This is a genomic window from Bacillus sp. G1(2015b) (assembly GCF_001482475.1).
Classification (GTDB): Bacteria; Bacillota; Bacilli; order Bacillales; family Bacillaceae; genus Bacillus; species Bacillus safensis.
In genome coordinates, this window is record NZ_LKIC01000019.1 from 38,317 (window position 1) to 61,462 (window position 23,146).

General features: G+C 41.9%; 38 protein-coding genes and 1 pseudogene. 36 read left to right on the forward strand and 3 right to left on the reverse strand.

Annotated features, from left to right (window positions below):
• Position 1 precedes the first annotated feature (1 nt).
• The 32 genes and pseudogenes from rplP (at position 2) to AMR95_RS10555 (ending at position 17,665) form a co-directional block, all read left to right on the forward strand.
• A complete protein-coding gene (gene rplP / locus AMR95_RS10405) occupies positions 2–436 on the forward strand; it encodes a 50S ribosomal protein L16 (RefSeq protein WP_003156478.1) in 435 nt (144 codons plus the stop codon).
• The gene (rpmC, locus tag AMR95_RS10410) at positions 426–626 is read left to right on the forward strand and encodes a 50S ribosomal protein L29 (protein ID WP_003217155.1); all 201 of its coding nucleotides are present in this window, start codon (positions 426–428) and stop codon (positions 624–626) included. Before rplP ends, rpmC begins: the two co-directional genes overlap by 11 nt.
• A 25-nt stretch (positions 627–651) precedes the next feature.
• Positions 652–915, forward strand: a complete 264-nt coding sequence (rpsQ, locus tag AMR95_RS10415) for a 30S ribosomal protein S17 (protein ID WP_003216906.1) — start codon at positions 652–654, stop codon at positions 913–915.
• Between the two features lie 39 nt (positions 916–954).
• Positions 955–1,323, forward strand: coding sequence for a 50S ribosomal protein L14 (gene rplN, locus AMR95_RS10420; protein ID WP_003216882.1), 369 nt, complete (start codon positions 955–957; stop codon positions 1,321–1,323).
• A gap of 35 nt (positions 1,324–1,358) precedes the next feature.
• Entirely contained in the window at positions 1,359–1,670 is a 312-nt protein-coding gene (gene rplX / locus AMR95_RS10425) for a 50S ribosomal protein L24 (RefSeq protein WP_008356538.1), read from the forward strand.
• A 25-nt stretch (positions 1,671–1,695) separates the two neighbouring features.
• A complete protein-coding gene (rplE, locus tag AMR95_RS10430) occupies positions 1,696–2,235 on the forward strand; it encodes a 50S ribosomal protein L5 (RefSeq protein WP_024425600.1) in 540 nt (179 codons plus the stop codon).
• Positions 2,236–2,257: 22 nt separating this feature from the next.
• On the forward strand, positions 2,258–2,443 hold the full coding sequence (gene rpsN, locus AMR95_RS10435) for a 30S ribosomal protein S14 (RefSeq protein ID WP_008356542.1): 186 nt from the start codon (positions 2,258–2,260) through the stop codon (positions 2,441–2,443).
• Between the two features lie 31 nt (positions 2,444–2,474).
• Positions 2,475–2,873: a 30S ribosomal protein S8 gene (gene rpsH, locus AMR95_RS10440; RefSeq protein ID WP_007496327.1), complete on the forward strand. Its 399-nt coding sequence runs from the start codon at positions 2,475–2,477 to the stop codon at positions 2,871–2,873.
• A gap of 31 nt (positions 2,874–2,904) precedes the next feature.
• A complete protein-coding gene (gene rplF, locus AMR95_RS10445) occupies positions 2,905–3,441 on the forward strand; it encodes a 50S ribosomal protein L6 (protein WP_008345395.1) in 537 nt (178 codons plus the stop codon).
• Positions 3,442–3,473: 32 nt separating this feature from the next.
• Positions 3,474–3,836 carry a 50S ribosomal protein L18 gene (rplR, locus tag AMR95_RS10450; RefSeq protein WP_008356544.1) on the forward strand — a complete coding sequence of 121 codons (363 nt, stop codon included), beginning with the start codon at positions 3,474–3,476 and terminating at the stop codon, positions 3,834–3,836.
• Positions 3,837–3,860: 24 nt separating this feature from the next.
• A complete protein-coding gene (gene rpsE, locus AMR95_RS10455; RefSeq protein ID WP_007496332.1) occupies positions 3,861–4,361 on the forward strand; it encodes a 30S ribosomal protein S5 in 501 nt (166 codons plus the stop codon).
• A gap of 13 nt (positions 4,362–4,374) precedes the next feature.
• The gene (gene rpmD / locus AMR95_RS10460) at positions 4,375–4,557 is read left to right on the forward strand and encodes a 50S ribosomal protein L30 (protein ID WP_003217067.1); all 183 of its coding nucleotides are present in this window, start codon (positions 4,375–4,377) and stop codon (positions 4,555–4,557) included.
• A 30-nt stretch (positions 4,558–4,587) separates the two neighbouring features.
• Positions 4,588–5,028, forward strand: a complete 441-nt coding sequence (gene rplO / locus AMR95_RS10465; RefSeq protein WP_003216888.1) for a 50S ribosomal protein L15 — start codon at positions 4,588–4,590, stop codon at positions 5,026–5,028.
• A 1-nt stretch (position 5,029) separates the two neighbouring features.
• The gene (gene secY / locus AMR95_RS10470) at positions 5,030–6,322 is read left to right on the forward strand and encodes a preprotein translocase subunit SecY (RefSeq protein ID WP_007496334.1); all 1,293 of its coding nucleotides are present in this window, start codon (positions 5,030–5,032) and stop codon (positions 6,320–6,322) included.
• 55 nt (positions 6,323–6,377) lie between these two features.
• Entirely contained in the window at positions 6,378–7,031 is a 654-nt protein-coding gene (locus tag AMR95_RS10475) for an adenylate kinase (RefSeq protein ID WP_024425604.1), read from the forward strand.
• The gene (map, locus tag AMR95_RS10480; protein WP_003217210.1) at positions 7,028–7,774 is read left to right on the forward strand and encodes a type I methionyl aminopeptidase; all 747 of its coding nucleotides are present in this window, start codon (positions 7,028–7,030) and stop codon (positions 7,772–7,774) included. The genes AMR95_RS10475 and map overlap by 4 nt, the downstream gene beginning before the upstream one ends.
• A gap of 27 nt (positions 7,775–7,801) precedes the next feature.
• A pseudogene (locus AMR95_RS19385) lies at positions 7,802–8,108 on the forward strand (KOW domain-containing RNA-binding protein).
• Positions 8,086–8,304, forward strand: coding sequence for a translation initiation factor IF-1 (gene infA, locus AMR95_RS10485; RefSeq protein WP_003217190.1), 219 nt, complete (start codon positions 8,086–8,088; stop codon positions 8,302–8,304). The pseudogene AMR95_RS19385 and the gene infA overlap by 23 nt, the downstream one beginning before the upstream one ends.
• Before the next feature lie 31 nt (positions 8,305–8,335).
• A complete protein-coding gene (rpmJ, locus tag AMR95_RS10490; protein ID WP_003156543.1) occupies positions 8,336–8,449 on the forward strand; it encodes a 50S ribosomal protein L36 in 114 nt (37 codons plus the stop codon).
• Positions 8,450–8,470: 21 nt separating this feature from the next.
• Positions 8,471–8,836, forward strand: coding sequence for a 30S ribosomal protein S13 (gene rpsM, locus AMR95_RS10495; protein ID WP_003217023.1), 366 nt, complete (start codon positions 8,471–8,473; stop codon positions 8,834–8,836).
• A gap of 20 nt (positions 8,837–8,856) precedes the next feature.
• A complete protein-coding gene (rpsK, locus tag AMR95_RS10500) occupies positions 8,857–9,252 on the forward strand; it encodes a 30S ribosomal protein S11 (protein ID WP_003217231.1) in 396 nt (131 codons plus the stop codon).
• 175 nt (positions 9,253–9,427) lie between these two features.
• Positions 9,428–10,372, forward strand: coding sequence for a DNA-directed RNA polymerase subunit alpha (locus AMR95_RS10505; protein WP_003217009.1), 945 nt, complete (start codon positions 9,428–9,430; stop codon positions 10,370–10,372).
• A 75-nt stretch (positions 10,373–10,447) separates the two neighbouring features.
• Positions 10,448–10,810, forward strand: a complete 363-nt coding sequence (gene rplQ / locus AMR95_RS10510; protein WP_003216944.1) for a 50S ribosomal protein L17 — start codon at positions 10,448–10,450, stop codon at positions 10,808–10,810.
• Between the two features lie 126 nt (positions 10,811–10,936).
• The gene (locus AMR95_RS10515) at positions 10,937–11,779 is read left to right on the forward strand and encodes an energy-coupling factor ABC transporter ATP-binding protein (RefSeq protein ID WP_008356549.1); all 843 of its coding nucleotides are present in this window, start codon (positions 10,937–10,939) and stop codon (positions 11,777–11,779) included.
• Complete coding sequence (locus tag AMR95_RS10520; protein WP_039175989.1) at positions 11,755–12,624, forward strand: energy-coupling factor ABC transporter ATP-binding protein; 870 nt, start codon at positions 11,755–11,757, stop codon at positions 12,622–12,624. Before AMR95_RS10515 ends, AMR95_RS10520 begins: the two co-directional genes overlap by 25 nt.
• Complete coding sequence (locus AMR95_RS10525; RefSeq protein WP_034283880.1) at positions 12,621–13,418, forward strand: energy-coupling factor transporter transmembrane component T family protein; 798 nt, start codon at positions 12,621–12,623, stop codon at positions 13,416–13,418. Before AMR95_RS10520 ends, AMR95_RS10525 begins: the two co-directional genes overlap by 4 nt.
• An 11-nt stretch (positions 13,419–13,429) precedes the next feature.
• A complete protein-coding gene (truA, locus tag AMR95_RS10530) occupies positions 13,430–14,173 on the forward strand; it encodes a tRNA pseudouridine(38-40) synthase TruA (protein WP_058838242.1) in 744 nt (247 codons plus the stop codon).
• 165 nt (positions 14,174–14,338) lie between these two features.
• Entirely contained in the window at positions 14,339–14,776 is a 438-nt protein-coding gene (gene rplM, locus AMR95_RS10535; RefSeq protein WP_003217042.1) for a 50S ribosomal protein L13, read from the forward strand.
• 20 nt (positions 14,777–14,796) lie between these two features.
• Positions 14,797–15,189: a 30S ribosomal protein S9 gene (gene rpsI / locus AMR95_RS10540; protein ID WP_039175996.1), complete on the forward strand. Its 393-nt coding sequence runs from the start codon at positions 14,797–14,799 to the stop codon at positions 15,187–15,189.
• A gap of 175 nt (positions 15,190–15,364) precedes the next feature.
• Positions 15,365–15,889, forward strand: coding sequence for a GNAT family N-acetyltransferase (locus tag AMR95_RS10545; RefSeq protein ID WP_058838243.1), 525 nt, complete (start codon positions 15,365–15,367; stop codon positions 15,887–15,889).
• Positions 15,890–16,003: 114 nt separating this feature from the next.
• Entirely contained in the window at positions 16,004–16,477 is a 474-nt protein-coding gene (locus tag AMR95_RS10550; RefSeq protein ID WP_156414540.1) for a GNAT family N-acetyltransferase, read from the forward strand.
• 108 nt (positions 16,478–16,585) lie between these two features.
• Positions 16,586–17,665 carry a serine hydrolase gene (locus tag AMR95_RS10555; RefSeq protein WP_231746881.1) on the forward strand — a complete coding sequence of 360 codons (1,080 nt, stop codon included), beginning with the start codon at positions 16,586–16,588 and terminating at the stop codon, positions 17,663–17,665.
• A 36-nt stretch (positions 17,666–17,701) separates the two neighbouring features.
• Here the strand turns inward: AMR95_RS10555 and AMR95_RS10560 are convergent, their stop codons facing one another.
• Positions 17,702–18,271 carry a DUF4825 domain-containing protein gene (locus tag AMR95_RS10560; protein WP_058838244.1) on the reverse strand — a complete coding sequence of 190 codons (570 nt, stop codon included), beginning with the start codon at positions 18,269–18,271 and terminating at the stop codon, positions 17,702–17,704.
• Positions 18,272–18,423: 152 nt separating this feature from the next.
• On the opposite strand from AMR95_RS10560, the gene AMR95_RS10565 reads away from it, so the two are divergent.
• From AMR95_RS10565 to AMR95_RS10575, 3 genes are all read left to right on the forward strand, one after another.
• Complete coding sequence (locus AMR95_RS10565; RefSeq protein ID WP_058838245.1) at positions 18,424–18,867, forward strand: YbaK family protein; 444 nt, start codon at positions 18,424–18,426, stop codon at positions 18,865–18,867.
• Between the two features lie 58 nt (positions 18,868–18,925).
• Positions 18,926–19,639: an N-acetylmuramoyl-L-alanine amidase CwlD gene (gene cwlD / locus AMR95_RS10570; RefSeq protein WP_034283867.1), complete on the forward strand. Its 714-nt coding sequence runs from the start codon at positions 18,926–18,928 to the stop codon at positions 19,637–19,639.
• Between the two features lie 102 nt (positions 19,640–19,741).
• Positions 19,742–20,800, forward strand: coding sequence for an Mrp/NBP35 family ATP-binding protein (locus AMR95_RS10575; protein ID WP_039176011.1), 1,059 nt, complete (start codon positions 19,742–19,744; stop codon positions 20,798–20,800).
• A gap of 37 nt (positions 20,801–20,837) precedes the next feature.
• Here the strand turns inward: AMR95_RS10575 and gerD are convergent, their stop codons facing one another.
• Positions 20,838–21,425 carry a spore germination lipoprotein GerD gene (gerD, locus tag AMR95_RS10580; protein WP_039176014.1) on the reverse strand — a complete coding sequence of 196 codons (588 nt, stop codon included), beginning with the start codon at positions 21,423–21,425 and terminating at the stop codon, positions 20,838–20,840.
• A gap of 90 nt (positions 21,426–21,515) precedes the next feature.
• Between gerD and AMR95_RS10585 the strand changes: the two genes are divergently transcribed.
• Positions 21,516–22,118 (forward strand): KinB-signaling pathway activation protein, encoded by a 603-nt coding sequence (locus AMR95_RS10585; protein ID WP_058838246.1) that lies wholly within the window; start codon positions 21,516–21,518, stop codon positions 22,116–22,118.
• Here the strand turns inward: AMR95_RS10585 and pdaB are convergent.
• Entirely contained in the window at positions 22,111–22,875 is a 765-nt protein-coding gene (pdaB, locus tag AMR95_RS10590) for a polysaccharide deacetylase family sporulation protein PdaB (protein WP_058838247.1), read from the reverse strand. The genes AMR95_RS10585 and pdaB overlap by 8 nt on opposite strands.
• Between the last annotated feature and the right edge of the window lie 271 nt (positions 22,876–23,146).

A 23,146-nucleotide genomic window follows, 5' to 3' on the forward strand; every position in this document is an offset into this window, starting at 1 on the left:
TATGTTATTGCCAAAACGCGTGAAGTATCGCAGAGAACATCGTGGAAAAATGCGTGGTCGTGCAAAAGGCGGTACTGAAGTACATTTCGGTGAGTACGGTATCCAAGCTCTTGAAGCTTCTTGGATCACAAACCGTCAAATCGAAGCTGCTCGTATTGCTATGACTCGTTACATGAAACGTGGCGGTAAAGTTTGGATTAAAATTTTCCCTTCTAAGCCATACACAGCTAAACCTCTAGAGGTCCGCATGGGTTCCGGTAAAGGTGCTCCAGAAGGATGGGTAGCTGTAGTAAAACCGGGCAAAGTTTTATTTGAAATTTCTGGTGTGTCTGAAGAAGTGGCTCGTGAAGCTCTTCGTCTTGCATCTCACAAATTGCCAATTAAAACGAAGTTCGTAAAACGTGAAGAAATTGGTGGTGAATCAAATGAAAGCTAATGAAATTCGTGACCTTACCACTGCTGAAATTGAACAAAAAGTAAAGTCTCTTAAAGAAGAACTTTTCAATCTTCGTTTCCAATTAGCGACTGGGCAGCTTGAAAATACTGCTCGCATTCGTGAAGTGCGTAAATCAATCGCACGCATGAAAACTGTGATTCGTCAAAGAGAAATCGCTGCTAATAAATAATAATTAGAGGGGAGGCCCCGCAAACATGAGCGAACGTAACCAACGTAAAGTGTATCAAGGTCGTGTTGTTTCTGACAAAATGGATAAAACCATCACTGTTGTAGTTGAAACATACAAAAAGCATTCACTTTATGGCAAACGTGTAAGATACTCTAAAAAGTTCAAAGCACATGATGAAAACAACCAAGCAAAAATCGGAGACATTGTAAAGGTCATGGAAACTCGTCCTTTATCTGCGACTAAACGCTTTCGTCTAGTTGAAGTTGTCGAAGAAGCCGTTATTATCTAATAAAGTTCGGATTTCTTTTTCCGAAAGGAGGTAACATTAATGATTCAACAGGAGACTCGTTTAAAAGTAGCTGACAACTCTGGCGCACGCGAAGTACTAACGATTAAAGTTCTTGGTGGCTCTGGACGTAAAACGGCTAACATCGGTGATGTCATTGTTTGTACGGTTAAACAAGCAACACCTGGAGGCGTTGTCAAAAAAGGTGAAGTTGTGAAAGCAGTTATCGTTCGTACTAAGAGCGGAGCTCGCAGAAACGATGGATCTTACATCAGTTTCGACGAAAATGCTTGTGTCATCATCCGTGACGACAAGAGCCCACGTGGAACTCGTATCTTCGGACCAGTAGCACGTGAACTTCGTGAAAACAACTATATGAAAATTGTTTCTCTAGCACCAGAAGTACTTTAATGAATACAATCCGCGACTCAAGGAGGTGCGATTAAATGCATGTTAAAAAGGGCGATAAAGTAGTGGTTATCTCTGGTAAAGATAAAGGTAAACAAGGTGTCATCCTTGCTGCTTTCCCTAAAAAGGAACGTGTTTTAGTAGAAGGTATTAACCTTGTGAAAAAACACTCTAAACCAACCCAAGCTAACCCTCAAGGCGGGATTTCTGAACAAGAAGCGCCGATCCACGTATCAAACGTAATGCCGCTTGATCCTAAAACGGGTGAAGTGACACGTGTTGGGTATAAAGTTGAGGACGGAAAGAAAGTCCGTGTAGCGAAAAAATCTGGGCAAGTTCTAGATAAATAGTAAATAAGGAAGGGAGGTCTTTCTCATGAACCGCCTTAAAGAAAAGTATGTAAAAGAAATTACACCTGCATTAGTTTCTAAGTTTGAATACACTTCAGTAATGCAAGTGCCAAAAATCGAAAAAATCGTGATCAACATGGGTGTTGGTGACGCCGTTCAAAACGCTAAAGCAATCGATACTGCTGTTGAAGAATTAACGTTTATCGCTGGTCAAAAACCTGTCGTTACTCGTGCGAAGAAGTCTATTGCTGGATTCCGTCTACGTGAAGGAATGCCAATCGGTGCGAAAGTAACACTTCGCGGAGAGCGCATGTATGATTTCCTTGATAAACTTATTTCTGTGTCTTTACCACGTGTACGTGACTTCCGCGGGATTTCTAAGAAATCTTTCGACGGTCGTGGAAACTACACGCTTGGTATTAAAGAACAGTTAATCTTCCCAGAAATTGATTACGATAAAGTAACAAAGGTCCGCGGTATGGATATCGTTATCGTTACTACTGCCAATACGGACGAAGAAGCACGTGAGTTATTAACTCAAGTAGGTATGCCGTTCCAGAAATAATCAATGAAAGGGAGGCGAAATCGTGGCTAAAAAGTCTATGATTGCGAAACAACAACGCAAACAAAAGTTTAAAGTTCAAGAGTATACGCGCTGCGAACGTTGTGGACGTCCACATTCAGTTATTCGTAAGTTTAAACTTTGCCGTATTTGTTTCCGCGAACTTGCATATAAAGGACAAATTCCTGGCGTTAAAAAAGCCAGCTGGTAATCCCCATAAATGGGAAGGAGGTTATTAAATAATGGTTATGACAGATCCGATTGCAGATTTGCTGACTCGTATTCGCAATGCGAACATGGTACGTCATGAGAAGCTAGAAGTACCGGCTTCAAAAATCAAAAGAGAAATTGCTGAAATCTTAAAGCGTGAAGGTTTTATCCGTGACGTTGAGTACGTCGAAGACAGCAAACAAGGAATTATCCGTTTGTTCCTTAAATACGGCCAAAACAACGAACGTGTTATCACTGGTCTTAAAAGAATCAGTAAACCTGGTTTACGCGTATATGCGAAATCAAATGAAGTACCACGTGTACTTAACGGACTTGGAATCGCAATTATTTCAACATCACAAGGTGTTTTATCGGACAAAGAAGCCCGTGCTAAACAAGCTGGTGGAGAAGTACTTGCTTACGTATGGTAAAAAAAGTTTAAGATGAATGGAGGTGCTTGGTATGTCTCGTATAGGTAAAAAACTAATCGAGATCCCTTCAGGAGTAACTGTGACAAACAACGATAACACAGTGACAGTAAAGGGACCAAAAGGTGAACTAACTCGTGCATTTCACCCTGATATGGAAATTAAAATTGAGGACAACGTCTTAACTGTAAGCCGTCCGTCTGAAAATAAAGAACACCGTGCATTACATGGTACAACACGTAGCTTGATTGCTAACATGGTTGAAGGTGTATCTAAAGGTTTCGAAAGAGGTTTAGAACTTATCGGTGTCGGTTACCGTGCAGCTAAATCTGGAAACAAACTTGTTCTTAACGTTGGATACTCTCACCCAGTTGAAATCGTTCCTGAGGCTGGAGTTGAAGTAGAAGTTCCATCTCAAACGAAAGTAATCGTTAAAGGTATCGATAAAGAGCGTGTAGGAGCTCTAGCTTCTAACATCCGCGCTGTCCGTGCTCCAGAGCCTTACAAAGGTAAAGGAATTCGTTACGAAGGTGAATTCGTTCGCCGTAAAGAAGGAAAAACTGGTAAGTAAGATCGCTTAAAGTGAAGAAAGGAGTGACTCGGATGATTACGAAAACTAGCAAAAACGCTACTCGTCTTAAAAGACATGCTCGTGTTCGTGCGAAACTTTCAGGTACTGCTGAAAGACCTCGCCTTAACGTTTTCCGTTCTAACAAGAATATCTACGCTCAAGTAATTGATGATGTTAACGGTGTAACACTTGTAAGTGCTTCTACTCTTGATAAAGAGTTAAAGATCGAGAATAGTTCTGACACTGCAGCTGCTACGAAAGTTGGCGAACTTGTTGCAAAACGTGCTGTTGAAAAAGGAATCTCTAACGTGGTATTTGACCGCGGAGGATACCTATATCATGGACGTGTAAAAGCTCTAGCTGAAGCTGCTCGTGAGGCTGGACTTAAATTTTAATAAAAGAAGGAGGGACACATCCGAATGAGTCGTATTGACCCAAGCAAATTAGAGTTAGAAGAACGCTTAGTTACGGTTAACCGCGTAGCGAAAGTTGTTAAAGGTGGACGTCGTTTCCGTTTTGCAGCTTTAGTTGTTGTCGGTGACAAAAACGGTCATGTAGGTTTCGGAACTGGTAAAGCACAAGAAGTACCAGAAGCGATCCGCAAAGCTGTTGAAGATGCGAAAAAGAATTTAATTGAAGTACCAATGGTTGGAACTACAATTCCACATGAAATCATCGGTCGATTCGGTGCAGGAAACGTTCTATTGAAGCCTGCTTCAGAAGGTACAGGAGTTATCGCTGGAGGCCCAGTGCGTGCGGTACTTGAGCTTGCTGGTCTAGCTGATATCCTTTCTAAATCTCTAGGTTCTAATACACCGATCAACATGATCCGCGCAACACTTCAAGGTTTAAGTGAGCTTAAACGTGCTGAAGATGTAGCGAAGCTTCGTGGAAAATCTGTAGAAGACCTGTTAGGATAAGGAGGGAACAATAATGGCAAATAAATTAGAAATTACCCTCAAACGCAGTGTAATCGGTCGCCCAGAAGATCAGCGTGTCACTGTTCGTACTCTTGGTCTTAAGAAAACAAACCAAACAGTCGTACATGAAGACAATGCAGCGATCCGCGGCATGATTAACAAGGTGTCTCATTTAGTTTCTGTTAAAGAACAATAAAACATTTTTAATCGATAAGGAGGTGCCCAAATGAAACTTCATGAATTGAAGCCTTCAGAAGGTTCACGTAAAGTACGCAACCGTGTTGGTCGTGGTATTGGATCAGGTAACGGTAAAACTTCTGGTAAAGGTCATAAAGGTCAAAACGCTCGTTCTGGCGGCGGTGTACGCCCTGGTTTCGAAGGTGGTCAGATGCCTTTATTCCAACGCCTTCCAAAACGTGGTTTTACAAACATCAACCGTAAAGATTACGCGGTAATCAACTTAGACAGATTAAACAGTTTTGACGAAGGAACGGAAGTAACTCCTGAACTTCTTCTAGAGACTGGTGCAATAAGCAAGTTAAAAGCAGGAGTAAAAATTCTTGGCAACGGTAAATTAGAAAAAAAATTAACTGTAAAAGCCAATAAATTCTCTGCTTCTGCGAAAGAAGCGATTGAAGCTGCTGGCGGTACAGCCGAGGTGATCTAACTTGTTTAAGACAATCTCCAATTTTATGCGCGTGAAAGATATACGGAATAAGATTATATTCACACTTTTAATGTTAGTCGTCTTTCGTATAGGTGCTTTCATCCCTGTGCCTAATGTGAACGCCGAAGTTCTCCAGGCACAGGATCAAATGAGTGTTTTCGGAATCCTCAACACGTTTGGGGGCGGGGCACTTTTCCAATTCTCCATTCTTGCAATGGGGATTATGCCGTATATCACTGCTTCGATCATCATTCAGCTCTTGCAGATGGATGTTGTTCCGAAGTTTACTGAGTGGTCAAAGCAAGGAGAGGTTGGCCGCCGAAAATTAGCACAATTCACAAGGTATTTTACAATTGTTCTAGGATTTATCCAGGCGTTAGGAATGTCATATGGATTCAACAATATGGCAGGAGGCATGCTGATTGAAAACCCTGGTGTATCAACGTATCTCTTAATTGCGGTCGTACTCACTGCGGGAACAGCATTTTTAATGTGGCTGGGCGAGCAGATTACTGCTCACGGTGTTGGTAACGGTATTTCGATTATTATCTTTGCCGGTATCATCGCTGGTATCCCTCAAACATTAAAACAAGTGTACGCTCAACAATTTGTAGGTGGAGATGGACAGCTGTTCATGCAAATCCTTAAAATTGCCCTTATTGTAATTGCCATTCTTGTCATTGTTATCGGTGTTATTTACATTCAAATGGCAGTGAGAAAGATTGCAATTCAATATTCAAAAGGTACTGGTCGTGCACAAATGTCTGCTAGTCAAGCTACGCACCTTCCATTGAAAGTGAATCCAGCAGGGGTGATTCCAGTCATCTTTGCCGTTTCTTTCATTATTACTCCGCAGACGATCGCATCGTTCTTCGGAACCAATAATGTGACAACTTGGATAACCAACAACTTTGACTATACTAAGCCAATCGGTATGACGATTTATGTAGCACTGATTGTTGCTTTCACATATTTTTATGCCTTTGTCCAAGTCAATCCTGAACAAATGGCTGAAAATCTGCAAAAGCAGGGTGGCTATATCCCGGGAGTTCGTCCAGGGAAAATGACTCAAGATAGAATTACGAGCATTTTGTACCGACTCACGTTTGTGGGCGCCATTTTCTTAGCCGTGATTTCAATACTTCCTATCTTTTTCATTCAATTCGCTGGATTACCTTCCGCTGCACAAATTGGCGGCACAAGTCTTCTCATTGTTGTAGGTGTTGCACTTGAAACAATGAAACAGCTTGAAAGCCAATTAGTGAAACGAAATTACCGTGGATTTATGAAATAAAACAGAGGGCTGGGCAGCTGCCCAACCTCTCTAAGTAAGGAAGGGGAAATCCGAAATGAACTTAGTCTTAATGGGGCTTCCGGGTGCTGGTAAAGGCACTCAGGCAGAACGAATTGTTGATGATTATGGGATCCCTCATATCTCAACAGGAGATATGTTCCGCGCTGCTATGAAAGAGGAGACACAACTTGGGCTCGAAGCAAAATCCTTTATCGATAAAGGAGAGCTTGTTCCTGATGAGGTCACAATCGGTATTGTTAGAGAAAGACTTGGCAAAAATGATTGTGAACAAGGTTTTCTTCTGGACGGATTTCCGCGAACAGTCGCTCAGGCTGAAGCTTTAGAAGAAATTCTAAAGGACCTTGGCAGAACGATTGATTATGTCATTAATATTAAAGTCGATAAAGATGCTTTGATGGAGCGTCTGACTGGCCGAAGAATTTGCAAAAATTGCGGAGCAACATATCATTTAGTATTTAATCCACCTGCGAAAGAAAATGTTTGCGACAAGTGTGGGGGCGAGCTTTATCAACGTGCAGATGATAATGCAGAAACCGTTTCGACTAGACTTGAAGTGAACTTAAAGCAGACTGAACCTTTACTGAACTTCTATTCAGAAAAAGGATATCTTGCAAACATTGATGGTGCGAAGCACATTAACGATGTATATGCAGATATCAAGGACCTGCTTGGAGGATTAAATAAATGATTATCTGTAAAACTCCTCGCGAGCTTGAGATTATGAGAGAAGCTGGACGTATTGTCGCACTGACTCATGAAGAGCTGAAGAAACACATAAAACCAGGTATTTCGACAAAAGAATTGGATCAAATTGCCGAACGTTTTATTACAAAGCAGGGTGCAATCCCATCTTTTAAAGGGTATAATGGTTTTCGCGGGAGCATTTGCGTTTCGGTGAATGAAGAACTCGTTCACGGTATTCCTGGTAAACGGGTTTTACGTGATGGTGACATCATTAGTATCGATATTGGCGCAAAGTTAAATGGCTATCATGGTGACTCTGCTTGGACTTATCCAGTTGGGGTAATCAGTGATGAAGACCGCAAACTACTGGAAGTCACAGAGGAATCTCTATATAAAGGCTTACAGGAAGCAAAGCCAGGCGAACGTCTGTCGAACATTTCCCATGCCATACAAACGTATGTTGAAAATGAGAATTTTTCAGTTGTTAGAGAATATGTTGGACATGGGGTCGGACAGGATCTTCATGAGGACCCTCAAATTCCTCATTATGGTCCGCCCAACAAAGGCCCGCGGCTAAAACCTGGGATGGTGTTGGCCATCGAACCGATGGTGAACGCAGGCAGCCGATATGTGAAAACATTGGCTGATAACTGGACGGTTGTAACGGTTGATGGGAAAAAGTGTGCTCATTTTGAGCATACGATTGCGATTACAGATACAGGTTTTGATATACTGACTAAGATTTAGGTCTTCACTGAAGCCTTTCAGGCCCAAATCGGGCAGGTTGTCTGTATAGTCCAAAGAAAGAACAAGATCAGTATACAGGTGTCATCGGCATGTTCGTTGGCTGCCATGTACTAATCGCAGACGGAGAAAAGCGTAAATTTCATTCTCCTAAGAAAAAATATCAATCATATAACCTTTTATGATTGCGTATCTCCGGAAGTTCAGAACAGTATATTCAAAACAGGTCGGGTGATAGATGAACAATTGAGAGATTCTCATTTGTACATTTGTCAGAGAGCAAGTTACTGATTTGAAGAAGGGAGAACACTTGAATGGCGAAAGACGATGTAATTGAAGTGGAAGGTACTGTAGCAGAAACTTTGCCAAACGCAATGTTCAAAGTTGAACTAGAGAATGGTCATACAGTTTTGGCTCATGTATCAGGAAAAATCCGTATGCACTTCATTCGCATTTTACCTGGAGACAAAGTTACGGTAGAATTATCTCCATATGACTTAACTCGTGGTAGAATTACGTACCGTTACAAATAAAGCAACTCCGGAAGAAGGAGGTTGGAAACACATGAAAGTGAGACCATCTGTTAAACCTATCTGTGAAAAATGTAAAGTGATTCGCAGAAAAGGAAAAGTAATGGTGATCTGTGAAAACCCAAAACATAAACAAAAACAAGGCTAATAACAAGGAGGTGCCCAAATCATGGCTCGTATTGCTGGTGTAGATATTCCACGTGATAAGCGTGTTGTCATTTCTTTAACATATGTTTTTGGAATTGGTCGTACGACTGCGCAACAAGTCCTTAAAGAAGCAGGTGTTTCTGAAGACACTCGCGTTCGCGATCTAACTGAAGACGAACTTGGTAAAATCCGTGATATCATTGACAAACTTAAAGTAGAAGGTGACCTTCGTCGTGAAGTTTCACTTAACATTAAGCGTCTAATTGAAATCGGAAGCTACCGCGGAATCCGTCATCGTAGAGGACTTCCTGTTCGTGGACAAAACACAAAAAACAACGCGCGTACTCGTAAAGGTCCGCGTCGTACTGTAGCTAACAAGAAAAAATAAGTAAAGGAGGTAGTTAAAGAATGGCTGCTGCTCGTAAACAAAATACGCGTAAACGTCGCGTGAAAAAGAATATTGAAGCTGGAATCGCTCATATTCGTTCCACTTTCAACAACACGATTGTAACGATTACTGATGTTCATGGAAACGCAATTTCTTGGTCAAGTGCTGGTGCATTAGGATTCAGAGGTTCTCGTAAATCTACTCCTTTCGCTGCACAAATGGCTGCTGAAACTGCTGCTAAAGGTTCTATCGAACATGGTCTTAAAACACTTGAAGTAACTGTTAAAGGTCCTGGTTCTGGTCGTGAAGCTGCAATTCGTGCGCTTCAAGCTGCTGGTCTTGAAGTTACTGCAATTAGAGACGTAACTCCAGTTCCTCATAACGGATGCCGTCCACCAAAACGTCGCCGCGTGTAATTTGTTTGTATAGATTTTGTGTCCCTGTCAATAATGGGTTATGATACAGTTATTTATGAGACGAATACACGACTCGTTGCCTGAGCACATACGGGACTAAACAATGAGGAATTTCGGATGGAATCTCATATGATTCTATTCGAGGTTTCGACGTTTTGAAGGAGGGTTTTATTAGATGATCGAAATTGAAAAACCAAAAATCGAAACGGTTGAAATCAGCGACGATGCCAAGTATGGCAAGTTTGTCGTAGAGCCACTTGAGCGTGGATATGGTACCACTTTAGGGAACTCCCTTCGTCGTATCCTTTTATCCTCACTTCCTGGTGCAGCTGTAACATCGATCCAGATAGATGGTGTCTTACACGAATTCTCAACGATCGAAGGCGTGGTTGAAGATGTTACAACGATTATCTTAAACATTAAAAAGCTTGCACTCAAAATCTACTCTGAAGAAGAGAAGACGCTTGAAATTGATGTACAAGATGAAGGTACTGTAACAGCTGCTGATATTACACACGACAGCGATATTGAAATCTTAAATCCAGATCTTCACATCGCAACTCTTGGCAAGAATGCGAGCTTCCGTGTTCGCTTAACTGCACAAAGAGGTCGCGGGTATAATCCTGCTGATGCAAACAAAAGAGACGATCAGCCAATCGGTGTGATTCCGATCGACTCAATCTATACACCTGTATCTCGTGTGACTTATCAAGTGGAGAACACCCGTGTTGGGCAAATCACAAACTATGATAAATTAACACTAGATGTATGGACTGATGGAAGCACAGGACCGAAAGAAGCGATCGCTCTAGGTTCTAAGATTTTAACTGAACACCTGAATATTTTCGTTGGGTTAACTGACGAAGCTCAGCATGCTGAAATCATGGTTGAGAAAGAAGAAGACCAAAAAGAAAAAGTGCTTGAAATGACAATTGAAGAGCTTGATCTTTCTGTTCGTTCTTACAACTGTTTGAAGCGTGCGGGTATTAACACTGTTCAAGAGCTTGCTAACAAGACAGAAGAGGATATGATGAAAGTTCGTAACCTTGGACGTAAATCTCTTGAAGAAGTGAAAGCGAAACTAGAAGAACTTGGACTGGGTCTTCGTAAAGACGATTGACTAGTTTCATTGTGAACTAGGATTTTCGTGTGTTTTTTATTCATACAGCATCTCTAATTAAGGAGGGGACATCACATGGCATACAGAAAGCTAGGACGCACTAGTGCACAACGTAAAGCAATGCTTCGTGACCTAACGACTGATTTGATCATCAACGAACGCATCGAAACAACTGAAACACGTGCGAAAGAACTTCGCTCTGTAGTTGAAAAAATGATCACTCTTGGCAAACGCGGAGATCTTCATGCTCGCCGTCAAGCTGCAGCTTACATTCGTAATGAAGTAGCTAACGCTGAAACAAACCAAGATGCACTTCAAAAATTATTCGCTGACGTTGCAACTCGCTACGAAGATCGCCAAGGTGGATACACTCGTATCATGAAGCTTGGACCTCGTCGCGGCGATGGCGCACCAATGGCTGTCATTGAATTAGTTTAATCACATATCGTGTATCTAAGAAAGGGCGGGACAGTTCATAACTGGATCTATGCCCTTTTTTAGGTACTACGGCTTTTTTTAGGAATAAGCAAAGAAGAGGTTGAGCTGAGAGGAGGTCCGGTAGAGATGGGGAAGACATTAATTGACGTAAAGGACATTGTATTTCGTTATCACAAGGATGCGGACAAGCCCGCTTTAGATCAAGTGTCACTGCATGTGAATCAAAATGAATGGCTCGCCATTGTTGGTCATAACGGTTCAGGTAAATCCACACTTGCCCGTGTGCTGAATGGGCTCATTTTACCGGATGCTGGTACGGTCAAGGTTGGAGAGATTGAGCTCAAAGAAGAAAGTGTTTGGGATATTCGCAAAAAGGTCGGAATGGTCTTTCAAAACCCAGATAACCAATTTGTGGGCTCAACGGTTCGTGATGATGTGGCTTTTGGTTTAGAAAATAACGGGGTTGAGCGGGAATTGATGATAGAACGTGTAGATTGGGCTGTCAAACAGGTCAATATGCAGGAGTTTCTTGATCAAGAGCCGCACCATCTATCAGGCGGGCAGAAGCAGAGAGTCGCTATTGCAGGTGTGCTTGCCGCAAGCCCTGACATCATGATCTTGGATGAAGCAACATCAATGCTTGATCCGATTGGCCGTGAAGAAGTGTTAGAGACTGTTAGACTACTGAAGGAACAAGGAACAGTCACAGTCATTTCCATCACACATGATTTAGACGAGGCTGCCAAGGCAGACCGCGTCATTGTGATGAATGGCGGGAAGAAATTTGCCGAGGGAACGCCAGAGGAAGTATTTGAACTAGATGAACAGCTGGTTCAGATTGGACTTGATCTGCCATTTTCCTATCGCTTGAGCAAGCAACTGAAGCAGCAAGGTGTGCCGCTTGCAAATGCCCATTTGACACAAGAAGGATTGGTGAAAGAGCTATGGACATTACGATCAAAGAATTAGAGCATCGTTATCAAATGAAAACGCCGTTTGAGCGTCTCGCTTTGTATGATGTCAATGCTTCCATCAAAGAGGGCAGCTATGTCGCTGTCATTGGTCATACGGGCTCTGGCAAGTCTACATTGCTGCAGCATTTAAATGGATTGCTCAAACCAACGAAGGGGAGCATTGCGCTTGGAGAGACAGTTTTACAAGCCAATAAAAAGCAGAAGGATATGAAACCCCTCCGGAAAAAGGTAGGCATCGTATTTCAGTTTCCTGAGCATCAGCTCTTTGAGGAAACCATCCTCAAGGATATCTGCTTTGGCCCGATGAACTTCGGTGTTCCTCAAGAGAAGGCAGAAGCGAAGGCGAAGGAGATGCTGAAACTGGTGGGTCTTCCTGAATCCCTATTATCTCGGTCTCCCTTTGAACTAAGCGGCGGTCAAATGAGACGTGTGGCGATTGCAGGCGTTTTAGCGATGGAGCCAGAAGTGCTTGTGCTTGATGAGCCGACTGCTGGGCTGGATCCACGCGGGCGGAAGGAAATCATGGACATGTTCTATGACCTTCATCAAAAGGCAAACCTCACCACGATCCTGGTCACACACAGTATGGAGGATGCCGCTCATTATGCGGATCAAATGATTGTGATGCATAAAGGGACAGTGAAGGCGACAGGCACGCCGAGAGAGTTGTTTGCCAATCGTACAGATATGTCTTCATTTGGTCTCGACCTCCCGGAAACGATTAAATTCCAGCAGACTGTAGAAGAAAAGCTTGGTATTACGTTTCCAAGGCCGCTTCTGACCATGGATGAAATGGCAGAAGCCTTAACAGCTCTTTATCAGGAGGACACGACATCATGATGGATAGTATGATTATCGGCAAATATGTGCCAGGTTCATCCTTTGTCCATCGTCTTGATCCAAGGACAAAGCTGTTATCAATTTTCTTTTTTGTCTTTATTGTCTTTTTTGCTAATAATTACATCACTTACGGGCTTTTAGGTGTCTTTACCATTCTTGTGGTGATGGTTTCTCAGGTGCCGCTATACTTTATTCTCAAGGGAATGAAGCCGATCCTATGGATTGTCCTGTTTACCTTTATTCTGCATATTTTCATGACAAAGGATGGCGCCTTGCTATTCCACTTTGGTTTCCTGAATATTTATGAAGAAGGTTTAAAGCAGGGGATCTTCATTTCACTCCGTTTTGTCTATCTCATAATGATGACGACACTTCTTACGTTAACCACAACGCCTATAGAAGTGACAGACGGAATGGAGAAGCTGCTGCACCCATTCCGTAAAATCAAACTGCCCGTTCATGAGCTTGCTCTCATGATGTCCATCTCTCTTCGGTTTATTCCGACTTTACTAGAAGAGACGGACAAAATCATGAAGGCTCAAATGGCACGAGGCGTTGATTTTACAAGCGGACCTCTAAAGGATCGCATGAAAGCCATCGTTCCTTTGCTTGTTCCTCTTTTCGTCAGTGCGTTTAAGCGTGCAGAAGAACTGGCGACCGCGATGGAAGCGAGAGGCTACCGCGGGGGAGAAGGACGGACGAAATACCGTCAGCTTGTCTGGGGTATGAAGGACACGTTCACGCTGCTTCTATTCATCCTGTTAACAGCGCTCCTTGTGCTGCTTAGAAATTAGGTGATTCCTAGATGAAGGTCAAATGTACTGTAACCTACGATGGGACACATTTTAAAGGCTATCAGGTGCAGCCAGGGCAGCGAACCGTACAGACGGAGATCGAGTCTGCCCTTGCAAGAATGCACAAACAGGATGAACTGATTCCGATTGTAGCTTCCGGCCGAACAGACAGCGGTGTTCATGCAAAGGGACAGGTCATCCATTTTGAGACCCCGCTCTCGATCCCGATGGAGAGATGGCCTTTTGCCCTCAACAGCCTGCTGCCGGATGATATCCGTGTTCTAAAGGCTGAGGAGGTCGATGATTCGTTTCATGCCAGATTTGGTGTTGTTTCGAAGGAGTACCGTTATAAGGTCTCAACAGAAACACACCAAAATGTGTTCACGAGACAGTATGCCTGCCACTATCCTTACCGGCTGGATATCGATAAAATGAGAGAAGCCGCTGAGCACTTGATTGGGACACATGACTTTACAAGCTTTTGTGCGGCCAATACAGAGGTTCAGGACAAGGTGAGGGATATTTATGCCCTCGAGTGGAAAAACGTCTCAGACGGGCTTGAAATGCGTGTGAGAGGGAATGGTTTTTTATACAACATGGTGCGGATTATCGCTGGAACATTGCTTGAAATCGGTTCTGGTAAATTTCACCCTGAGGAGATAAAAGCCATGCTTGCCGCCCGAAATCGCGAAGCGGCAGGCAAGACTGCGCCTAGTCACGGACTGTATTTATGGGAAGTTTTCTATGACAACTAAACCAGGTGTAACATGTTCTTGACACAGGAAGCAGAAAGTTATAAGATATCATATGGTATGTATTTCAACCCCACAAATAAGCCCCGGAAGACTTATCTGTGTTTTGAAATAGAACGTAGCATTTGATTCAAGGAAAATTCATTGATTTATTTAGGAGGGAAACTCATGCGTACAACACCAATGGCGAACGCAAGCACAATTGAGCGCAAATGGCTAGTTGTTGATGCGGCAGGCAAGACTCTAGGTCGTCTTTCTACTGAAGTAGCATCACTTTTGCGCGGTAAGCACAAACCAACTTATACACCACACGTTGATACAGGTGATCATGTGATCATTATCAATGCTGAGAAAATCGAATTAACTGGTAAGAAATTGACGGACAAAATTTACTACCGTCACACTATGCACCCAGGTGGTTTGAAACAAAGAACTGCTCTTGAGATGCGTACAAACTACCCTGAAAAAATGTTGGAGCTTGCTATCAAAGGTATGCTTCCAAAGGGTCCACTAGGTCGTCAAATGTTCAAAAAATTAAATGTGTACCGTGGTTCTGAGCATCCACATCAAGCACAACAACCTGAAGTTTACGAACTTCGCGGTTAATTATAAGGGAGGTTAACAATTTGGCACAGGTTCAATATTACGGTACAGGTCGTCGTAAAAGTTCTGTAGCGCGCGTTCGCTTAGTTCCAGGTGAAGGCCGTATCGTCGTTAATAATCGTGAAATTACTGAATACATTCCATTCGCTGCTTTAATCGAAGACGTGAAACAGCCTTTGAACATCACAGAAACAGCTAACAGCTACGATGTTCTTGTAAATGTTCACGGTGGTGGATTCTCTGGTCAAGCTGGAGCAATTCGTCACGGTATTTCTCGTGCTCTTCTAGAAGTAGATCCTGAGTACCGTACATCACTTAAACGTGCTGGACTTCTTACTCGTGACCCACGTATGAAAGAGCGTAAGAAATACGGTCTTAAAGGCGCACGTCGCGCACCTCAGTTCTCAAAACGTTAATCAATTTTATATTGTATGGACGTTTTACAAAGGTTTGTTACAGACAACCCTTATAAAAAAAGCATCAGCATCCTGCTGGTGCTTTTTTATTTGTGTTTTTTTCTGTTTGGAAACATATAAAATAGGATCATAGCAAGGTTTCTGTTTAAAAAACGAAGTCTATGGAGGGTGTCATATGAATCTAACAACAGAAAGGTGTATCATTCGATCATTTTCTGAGGATGATTGGCATGATGTTTATGCATATACATCTGATCCGGCGGTAATGAAGTATATTCCGGAAGGTGTTTTTTCTAAAGAAAATGCGCAGGAATTTGTTAAAAATAATCGTCTTAAAACAGCTAAGAATTTTGCTGTTCTATTAAAAGTAGATCAGATATGCATCGGGCATATCGTGTTCCATCCATACTTTGGTGAGCACACATATGAAATTGGCTGGGTCTTCAATCCTGCCTATCAAAACAAAGGCTATGCATCAGAAGCGGCTTATGCCGTTCTGCATCATGGTTTTCACACAATGAATTTACATCGAATCATTGCCACTTGTCAGCCTGAAAATGTGCCATCTTGGAGAGTGATGGAGAAAATGGGGATGAGGAGAGAGGGGGATTTTAAAAAATGTATACCACAAGGAAATGAGTGGTGGGATGAGTTTTACTATGCCATCTTACAAGAGGAATGGTTCGTGAAGAGGGCTTGATCAGTTTTCATGATATGAAGTACTTTGATGAAAAAGCAGCTGAACAAATCTTATATGAGAATGGTATTTTGGTAAGTGAAAACAATTTTCCATCCATCATAGGAGGTGCTTTCATTGAATTTAAATCAATTGACATTTAGAGAAGCCGTGCAAGAAGACCTCGACAAAATCGTCTTCATGCTTTCAGATGATAAGTTAGGTCAAAAGAGAGAGCGTTACACTCACCCATTATTAGAAAGCTATATCAAAGCCTTTCATTCAATCGATGCTGATCCAAATATTGAACTCATTGTTGCGTGTGATCAGGAAGAAGCAGTTGGTGTTCTTCAGTTAACCATGACGCCATTTCTTACACATCAAGGGGGATGGAGAGCATCCATTGAAGGAGTTCGTACGGCTTCGAGTCATAGAGGAAAAGGAGTCGGTTCACTGCTTATCAAGTGGGCCATTCAACGCGCAAGCGACCGCGGCTGTCAAATGATTCAACTGACAACAGATAAACAGAGGCCAGAAGCACGACGTTTTTATGAGAAATTAGGGTTTGAAGCCACGCATGTAGGAATGAAGCTGCATCTGCCCCATGAATAAGGATATCAAGAAGCGGAGGATTCACGAGTCTCTGCCTTTTTTGTGCCTTTATTTGAAATATTTGTTATATTGAATATGTAAATCCTCTGTTATTTGGAAAGGAGAAACATGTTACTCAAAGTCGGTCTAGTTGTCATAGGTGTGGTTATACTTTACGTGGTGGTTCAAGTCTTGTTGTATAAAAGAGATATGAAGAAAACGAAGGAAGATCTTTTGACATTTGTCGCAAAAAACAAAAAGGACGTTTCAGTGACAATCATTGAAAATGATGATGTGGTGTTAGAATGGAATGCTGATCAAAAAACACCGCTTGCAAGTACGGTGAAATTAGTTGTTTTATTTCATTTTGTTAAAGCTGTATCGAGCGGCGCCATTAAGCTAGAGGAAAAAGTGGCATTGTCTGATATAGAGCGTTTTTATATTGATAGAACAGACGGTGGTGCGCACGCGTACTGGCTGGAGGTCAATGATTTTTCTGAGCATGCGGCTTTATTAGATGTTGCCAAAGGGATGATGCAATTCAGTTCGAATGCTTGTACGGATTATTTGATTGACCGGCTGGGCTTAGAAAAGATCAATGATCAGATGAAACAAGTAGGTCTTACAGAACATGGTGAACTCATGCCGCTGACGCCGATGATTTTGTGGTCCGCTTATGTATCTAATCGTCGGCGGGATGCATTCAAGAAAATGAGCGGTGTATCCGAAGAACAATACAAATCTCTAATGAATGAGATTTTTAATATCATGAAAAATGACCCAGAGCATAAAAAGGCGTTAGAAGAAAAAATGAAAAAAAAGAACTTATTAGGGTGGCGTATACAATCATTACTGACGCAAAAAATGACAAAGTCTACAACCAATGAATATACATATTTTATGAAACGTCTTCATGACGAGCTGTTAACAACAGAAGAAAAAAGTCTTTTTAGCCAAATCGTACTGGGAGAAACATTGAAAAAGGAAACAGATCAATATTTTTGGTATAAAGGCGGAGCAACATTGTTTGTTTTCACAGGTGCTTTATATCGAAGAACAGATACATCCTCTATCTCCATCTCTCTTTTTATCAATGATCCGAAAGCGAACAATTCTCATTGGATTGGGGAAGTATTCAACGAATTTATGCTTACTGCAGCAGTGGATCAAAACTTTCGACAACGTTTGATTCAGGCTTTCACTACATAAACATCAAAAAACAGAGGGAAACTTCCCTCTGTTTTATTATTTCTGCATTGGAAACGCTTTGTATACATCTTGGCGTTTCTCTTTTGACTTCACAATTTCATCAACCAGTTCCTTTTGCCAAAGCGCTGTATCGTCTTTGTACTTTTTAAAAGGGTGAGGGAGCTTTTTTTCTAGTTGTTTTCTTTTAAACGTGACGGACGGCTCGTCTTTAGAGCTCATGTTCAGTGTCACTTGCTCTACGTTATCAACAAGAATAAAAAGTGCGATTGCGTTGTATAAATACGTTTTTTCAACCGTGTCCTTTTGATCAAACCAGAAGGCGTCAAACTGTTCTTCTGTATAGCCGTCATTTTCTTTTAACCCATACGTGACGTTTAATGCTTTTCCATCAATGATTTCAAATTCACAAATTACGCCTCCAGGAAGATCTGATAAGATTTCACGAATGGCTGAATTGTCACCGAGATACGTGTTTTTGTGTTTTGAAAGTTGTTTTAAGGATATGTCTTCTATTCCTTTTATATCGCTCTTTTTCTCTGTGGCTTGAATGCTGCATGCAGATAGGACGACTGTTAATAGCAGCAGGATATACATCCATTTCTTCATTAATTTTGCCCCTTTATCATTCTTTCTATATTAAAATGCCAATTTTATAACAATTTTCCAATTTGGTCGTTCGCCACTCGTCATTTCCATTTACTGAACTGCATGTTTTGTTCAAACCAACGAACAATACAAAGAAAAAAGGAGTTCAGTCCATGGCAGAAGTGCTTTCATTTTATCAACTGAAAACAAAACGAGATGTCACGCTTGAAAAGAAGCTTTTGCGTACATTGTCTCTTCAACAAGTGACGGCTGCTTCCGAAATATTCACGAAGAAGCTGTTTCCATTTGCAGATGATCCAGCCGGTATTATGAGTGATGGCTGCATCGATTTCGCCATTGAAGCTTTTTTAGCTGGCGGGAGGTACGGTGAGTCGAGTAAATACGGCGAATCGTTCGACGATATCAAGAAGCGGTCCTCTCAGGAGGAAACTGAGCTGATTGAAGAGCTGGCAGGATGCTTGCAATCGTGGGGGAATATGTTCCGTATGGAGCGGAAGATGTCGTGTTTGTATCCATCTGCGAAAGAATTTTTAAGCATGTGGTGGCAGGAAGGCTTTCGTGAATCAGAAAAAAGACACAAGCTTCGGCTGCACTAAGCATATTTCCAGCCCTTGTCCCATATCTATAAAATAATGGTGTATGGGAGGGACAGGGATGAAAAGAAAGCTGAAGTGGACAGGGTTTTTAATTGGGTTTATTGTCCTCTTATTCTTATTCAGGTTTCAATTTCTAAATGATGATTCATGGAAATCGTGGAATTTGCCTTTAAGCGGGAAGATCATCTATTTAGATCCGGGTCACGGCGGCCCAGATGGAGGGGCTGTAGGAGGAGAGCTGCTTGAGAAAGAGATTGCTCTAGATGTATCCATGAAGATACGTGACTATTTGCAGGAGCAGGGAGCGCTCGTTCTCATGACCCGAGAGGATGATTCTGATTTATCATCAAAGAATACAAGGGGATATGCCCGAAAGAAAGCGGAGGATTTAAGGAACCGCGTAAAAGTCATCAATGAATCTGAAGCGGATCTCTATTTAAGCATTCATTTAAATGCGATACCATCTAACAAATGGAGCGGGGCGCAGACGTTTTTTTATGGAAAGTATGAAGAAAATGAAAAGGCAGCGAAGTTCATTCAAGATGAATTGCGCAGAAACCTTGAAAACACAGATCGAAAGGCGAAGCGGATCAACGGCATTTATTTAATGCAAAATGTCACAAAGCCAGGAGCTCTTGTGGAAATTGGATTTCTCTCCAATCCAAAAGAGGCTGGCCAGCTGGCAACACCTAAATATCAGGATCAAATTGCCGCCTCTATTTATAAAGGGATTTTAAGATATTTAACAGAGCAAAAAGAGCCGCCTGAATAAGGGGCTTTTTCCTTTTGATCGCAGGCAAACAGGACAGACATTGTAAGGATATGTATGATATACTTGGATTGTAAACGAATTCAATAAAGGTGAGGTTCTGCTATGATCGGACAAGATGATGTGAGAAAACTAGTTGGGAAGATGGACGAACCTTTCCTTCATATACCGCTTGGTGAGCTGGATGCCATCAAGGAAATCAGCCTAAAGCCTGAGAAAGAGCATGTGAGCCTGAAGGTGGCTATTGCAAAAACAGGCACTGCTGAGCAGATGAAACTGCAGCAAGACATCGTACAAGCCTTGAAATCAGCAGGCGCTAACACAGTAGGACTTCGTTTTGAGGAACTACCTCAGGAAACACTTGAAAAGTTTATGCCATCACAAGAAGAGGAAGAAACCCTGCTTAACTCTAAAAACCCGCCTGAGTTCTTAGCGATTGCGAGTGGAAAGGGCGGCGTTGGTAAATCGACTGTTTCAGTTAACCTTGCTGTAGCGCTCGCTCGTCTAGGGAAAAAAGTCGGGCTGATTGATGCTGATATTTATGGCTTTAGTGTACCGGATATGATGGGAATCACTGTCAGACCAACAGTTAAAGGGGAAAAAATTATTCCTGTGGAGCGCTTTGGAGTCAAAGTGATTTCAATGGGCTTTTTTGTTGAAGAAAATGCACCGGTTATTTGGAGAGGGCCGATGCTTGGAAAAATGTTAAATAACTTCTTCCACGAAGTTGAGTGGGGAGAATTAGATTACTTACTATTAGACCTTCCGCCTGGAACGGGAGATGTGGCGCTTGATATTCATACAATGCTGCCTAGCTGTAAAGAAATCATTGTTACTACACCGCATCCTACGGCTGCCTTCGTTGCAGCAAGAGCAGGCGCAATGGCACTGCAAACAGATCATGAAGTGCTCGGTGTCGTTGAGAATATGAGCTATTATGAAAGCAAAAAAACAGGTGAGAAGGAATACGTCTTTGGAAAAGGCGGCGGGGACAAGCTGGCTGAAGAGCTGCGTGTATCAGTCCTTGGCCAAATTCCTTTAAGACAGCCTGATTGGAATGAGGATGATTTTGCGCCTTCTGTCTATGATGCAAGTCATCCAACAGGAGAAGTGTATCAACACATTGCGAATAAAGTCATTGAACAATTAGCAGTGAAAGCATAATAAAAGCCCGAGTGGATCAATGCCACTCGGGTGATGTTTAACTGTCGCTTCCTTCGCTGCCTTGCGATCCGGAATCACTGCTGCTTTCAGATGCTGCCTTTTTGAGCTCATCTTCGAATTTCTTCTTATAAAGAGGGCTGCTTAATGTTTCCGTAATGACTTTTTCTAAGTGCTTTCTAAACTCTTTGCTTTTTACCAGTTCACCGTATTTCTTTTCCATCTCAGGATCCTTGAGAATATCCATCATCAGCTGTTGATAGTCAGGATCCTTCATTAACTGTTTTAACATCCTTTCATGCTGTTGCTGCATGGATTTTGCGAAAGTCTCGGCAAATTTAGAATCCTCAAAGACCTTCTTCCAGAACTCTTTGCCTTTATCAGAAGTCAGTGTTTTCTCTATCGTTTTTTTCACAGTTTGTTCATCCATTACCAAAGCTTCATTCATTGCCTCGTCATTTAATAACTGTTGAATGGCCTTTTTACCGTCATCTGTCTTTAATATATCGACGACCATTTTTTTTGTTTCGTCATAGTCCATATTAGATGAGGATTGGGTTTTGGGAGCACAAGCTGTTAGAGATAAAAGAAGAAAACAGCTCACTATACGCAAGATGCCTTTTGACATACTGTGGCTCCTTTCGTTACATGTCTTACTTTTAATATGAATGTTTCACGTAAATTTATACATAACAAAAATAGGGGTTGGATCAATTCAATGAAAAGTCGGGATTTAGTTCGTTTTTTCTTCTCTGTGCTAGCTGTTGGAGCGGTCATTACAAGCGTAGTAGGCTTTGCGCTGGAGTGGGGAAAATATCAGAAGCTTTTTATATCGTTTGAAATTCTAGAGATCGCATCTGTGTTGTTTTGGTTCATTGGTGTAGGGATGATCTTTAGTGTCATTAGCCAGATGGGGTTTGTTGTCTTCTTGACGGTGCACCGGTTTGCGTTAGAGCTCTTCCGGTCACATTCTTTATGGAATACCATTCAGCTGTTTCTTGTGATTTTTGTGCTGTTTGATTTAGCTTACTTGCGATTTTTGTTTTTCGGGGAGAATGAATCATTTCTTCCATACTTGTGGCTGCCTTTATTTATCGGTGTGTTTGCTTTGATCGTGGCTTACTTTAAACAGCAGCAGTCCTCTAAGAAAACATTTATTTCTGCAATGTTTCTCATGGTCGTCATCACGTCGTTAGAATGGTTCCCGGCGCTCAGAGTCAATGAAGAGGACTGGCTGTATTTAATGCTATTCCCGCTATTAGGCTGTAATGCGTTTCAGCTATTAGCGATGCCGCGGTTTTCAAAAGCGAAAGCTACTTAACTTCCGATGACTTTGTTTTCGTGTTGGAGATCAGTTCGCCAACCGTCACATTTTTTAAATGCTTTTCTTTTATTTGTTTCAAAATAGCAGGTAAGGCTTGAGCGGTTTGGGTTGCTGAATCCGAGGCGTGAAGGAGAACAATGTCTCCGCTTTTCATTCGGTCATTTACATTCTGAACAATCTGGTCGACACCCGGATTCAGCCAATCCTGTGAATTAATGCTGTAATGAACAACGGTATAACCGTACTGAGTGGCAATTTTCAGTGCTGTTTCGTTAAACTGTCCAGTCGGCGGTCTTAATAGTTGAATGTCATCTAGTCCAAGCTTTTGAAATGTATTTTGTGCACGGACAAGATCTTGCTTGATTTCACTATCCTCAAGCTGGCTATAATTTTTATAAGCATAGCCGAGGCTTCCAATTTGGTGGCCGTCCTCCCTAATTTGTTTCACGATATCAGGATGACGCTCAGCCCAAGAAGCAGACAGAAAGAAAGTGGCGTTCTTTATGCCGTACTCTCGAAGGATATTTAAAATAGGAACAGCCTTCTCATCCCCCCAGCCAATATTAAAAGTGAGAGAGATATGCTTTGATGAAGTCTCGCCTTTATAAATGGCTCGGGGTCCATGTTCAGTTTTAAATACCGACAGCGGCGGTGCCTTTTGTACATAAAAAAAGGTTGCAGCTGCAAGGGCTGCTACAAGAATAATGACAACTTGCTTCAGCCGTTTAATAGGCAACACATATAATCGACTCAATTCAAACACTCCTGCCTTGTCCAAGATTGTTACTTGATTGTATGCAGGACAAGGATTTAAGATGCTTAATAAAACTATTTCAAAAAAAATTTTGAAAAGGCGTTGACCAAAAGAATGTTTTCGTGATATATTATTAATCGTCGCTGACACACAGTGACAAACACAAAACGCTTCGGGAAATAAACTTGAAAAAAGTTGTTGACATAAGATGAAGCGAAATGTTATATTATTAAAGCCGCTAAGAACGGCGAAGATGATCTTTGAAAACTAA

Excerpts from the sequence above, each read along its gene's own strand:
- rplP (WP_003156478.1), top strand. The coding sequence starts at position 2 with ATGTTATTGCCAAAACGCGTGAAGTATCGCAGAGAACATCGTGGAAAA.
- rpmC (WP_003217155.1), top strand. The coding sequence starts at position 426 with ATGAAAGCTAATGAAATTCGTGACCTTACCACTGCTGAAATTGAACAA.
- rpsQ (WP_003216906.1), top strand. The coding sequence starts at position 652 with ATGAGCGAACGTAACCAACGTAAAGTGTATCAAGGTCGTGTTGTTTCT.
- rplN (WP_003216882.1), top strand. The coding sequence starts at position 955 with ATGATTCAACAGGAGACTCGTTTAAAAGTAGCTGACAACTCTGGCGCA.
- rplX (WP_008356538.1), top strand. The coding sequence starts at position 1,359 with ATGCATGTTAAAAAGGGCGATAAAGTAGTGGTTATCTCTGGTAAAGAT.
- rplE (WP_024425600.1), top strand. The coding sequence starts at position 1,696 with ATGAACCGCCTTAAAGAAAAGTATGTAAAAGAAATTACACCTGCATTA.
- rpsH (WP_007496327.1), top strand. The coding sequence starts at position 2,475 with ATGGTTATGACAGATCCGATTGCAGATTTGCTGACTCGTATTCGCAAT.
- rplF (WP_008345395.1), top strand. The coding sequence starts at position 2,905 with ATGTCTCGTATAGGTAAAAAACTAATCGAGATCCCTTCAGGAGTAACT.
- rplR (WP_008356544.1), top strand. The coding sequence starts at position 3,474 with ATGATTACGAAAACTAGCAAAAACGCTACTCGTCTTAAAAGACATGCT.
- rpsE (WP_007496332.1), top strand. The coding sequence starts at position 3,861 with ATGAGTCGTATTGACCCAAGCAAATTAGAGTTAGAAGAACGCTTAGTT.
- rpmD (WP_003217067.1), top strand. The coding sequence starts at position 4,375 with ATGGCAAATAAATTAGAAATTACCCTCAAACGCAGTGTAATCGGTCGC.
- rplO (WP_003216888.1), top strand. The coding sequence starts at position 4,588 with ATGAAACTTCATGAATTGAAGCCTTCAGAAGGTTCACGTAAAGTACGC.
- AMR95_RS10475 (WP_024425604.1), top strand. The coding sequence starts at position 6,378 with ATGAACTTAGTCTTAATGGGGCTTCCGGGTGCTGGTAAAGGCACTCAG.
- map (WP_003217210.1), top strand. The coding sequence starts at position 7,028 with ATGATTATCTGTAAAACTCCTCGCGAGCTTGAGATTATGAGAGAAGCT.
- infA (WP_003217190.1), top strand. The coding sequence starts at position 8,086 with ATGGCGAAAGACGATGTAATTGAAGTGGAAGGTACTGTAGCAGAAACT.
- rpmJ (WP_003156543.1), top strand. The coding sequence starts at position 8,336 with ATGAAAGTGAGACCATCTGTTAAACCTATCTGTGAAAAATGTAAAGTG.
- rpsM (WP_003217023.1), top strand. The coding sequence starts at position 8,471 with ATGGCTCGTATTGCTGGTGTAGATATTCCACGTGATAAGCGTGTTGTC.
- rpsK (WP_003217231.1), top strand. The coding sequence starts at position 8,857 with ATGGCTGCTGCTCGTAAACAAAATACGCGTAAACGTCGCGTGAAAAAG.
- AMR95_RS10505 (WP_003217009.1), top strand. The coding sequence starts at position 9,428 with ATGATCGAAATTGAAAAACCAAAAATCGAAACGGTTGAAATCAGCGAC.
- rplQ (WP_003216944.1), top strand. The coding sequence starts at position 10,448 with ATGGCATACAGAAAGCTAGGACGCACTAGTGCACAACGTAAAGCAATG.
- AMR95_RS10515 (WP_008356549.1), top strand. The coding sequence starts at position 10,937 with ATGGGGAAGACATTAATTGACGTAAAGGACATTGTATTTCGTTATCAC.
- AMR95_RS10520 (WP_039175989.1), top strand. The coding sequence starts at position 11,755 with ATGGACATTACGATCAAAGAATTAGAGCATCGTTATCAAATGAAAACG.
- AMR95_RS10525 (WP_034283880.1), top strand. The coding sequence starts at position 12,621 with ATGATGGATAGTATGATTATCGGCAAATATGTGCCAGGTTCATCCTTT.
- truA (WP_058838242.1), top strand. The coding sequence starts at position 13,430 with ATGAAGGTCAAATGTACTGTAACCTACGATGGGACACATTTTAAAGGC.
- rplM (WP_003217042.1), top strand. The coding sequence starts at position 14,339 with ATGCGTACAACACCAATGGCGAACGCAAGCACAATTGAGCGCAAATGG.
- AMR95_RS10545 (WP_058838243.1), top strand. The coding sequence starts at position 15,365 with ATGAATCTAACAACAGAAAGGTGTATCATTCGATCATTTTCTGAGGAT.
- AMR95_RS10555 (WP_231746881.1), top strand. The coding sequence starts at position 16,586 with ATGTTACTCAAAGTCGGTCTAGTTGTCATAGGTGTGGTTATACTTTAC.
- AMR95_RS10560 (WP_058838244.1), bottom strand. The coding sequence starts at position 18,271 with ATGAAGAAATGGATGTATATCCTGCTGCTATTAACAGTCGTCCTATCT.
- AMR95_RS10565 (WP_058838245.1), top strand. The coding sequence starts at position 18,424 with ATGGCAGAAGTGCTTTCATTTTATCAACTGAAAACAAAACGAGATGTC.
- cwlD (WP_034283867.1), top strand. The coding sequence starts at position 18,926 with ATGAAAAGAAAGCTGAAGTGGACAGGGTTTTTAATTGGGTTTATTGTC.
- AMR95_RS10575 (WP_039176011.1), top strand. The coding sequence starts at position 19,742 with ATGATCGGACAAGATGATGTGAGAAAACTAGTTGGGAAGATGGACGAA.
- gerD (WP_039176014.1), bottom strand. The coding sequence starts at position 21,425 with ATGTCAAAAGGCATCTTGCGTATAGTGAGCTGTTTTCTTCTTTTATCT.
- AMR95_RS10585 (WP_058838246.1), top strand. The coding sequence starts at position 21,516 with ATGAAAAGTCGGGATTTAGTTCGTTTTTTCTTCTCTGTGCTAGCTGTT.